The sequence below is a fragment of the Pontibacter pamirensis genome (assembly GCF_010015475.1).
In the GTDB taxonomy this organism is placed as follows: Bacteria; Bacteroidota; Bacteroidia; order Cytophagales; family Hymenobacteraceae; genus Pontibacter; species Pontibacter pamirensis.
Genome location: NZ_SSNI01000120.1, coordinates 1 through 754, shown reverse-complemented (window position 1 = coordinate 754; position 754 = coordinate 1). Strand labels below are relative to the sequence as shown.

Genomic DNA, 754 nt, shown 5'->3' with positions numbered 1-754 from the left:
TCTCGTCCATGTACCCGGAGTTGCCGCCTATGCCCACGCACACGTACATTTTTCCGTCTCCTCCCACACGGACGTCGTTGGGCTGGTGGTCAGACTTGCTGTCAATGATTCCCCCGAGTATCTGGGTTATCTCCCCGTCTGGGGTCACCCGGGACACGCAGCCGTATAGTTCCTTATCCCGGTGCGTGATGTAGAAAGCGCCGTTGTACCAGGTCATGCCGGATATGGCGGGGTAGATTTTCCCATCCAGGTTGACCACTTCCCTCGTCACGCCGTTGGCTTCCACGCGCAGTATCCTTGCCGAGGCATCCTCCTCATCGAGGAAGGTGCCCCCGGCTTCCGCCACATACATGTGGCCCTGGTCGTCCCAGGCAACAGAAGTGGGGTAAGTAAGGCCGTCTGCTATCTTCTCAATCTCATAGCCCTCTGGCAGCCTTATCATGGGGAAGTTAGCCGATGCCTTTAGCCTCTTGCTGTCAGCGTCGTGTTTTAACTCTGTGAATTTTTCCCCCAGCATATTCGCGCCAACACTTACAGCCCCTGCCATGGCAGAGGCAATGGGCCCGCGTCTTGATTCTTCTTTTTCGCTCATATCCAAATTGTTATGCCTTGTGAATGGTATAGGGTGTAAGAGCATGTTTAAATTTAGAGGATTAGCAAAAAAGAGCGAGTCAGTGCGTAAGCAATGGGTAACCAAACTCAAAAGCTTATGCAATCTCAATACAAGAGACTCACTGACTCGCAATGGGACATT

General features: G+C 52.7%; 1 protein-coding gene. It reads right to left on the bottom strand.

Annotation, left to right across the window (positions count from 1 at the left end; genetic code table 11):
- Positions 1-592, bottom strand: a 592-nt coding sequence (locus E1919_RS27210) for a PQQ-dependent sugar dehydrogenase (protein ID WP_394351843.1), incomplete at its 3' end; no start/stop codon positions are given.
- Positions 593-754: the final 162 nt, after the last annotated feature.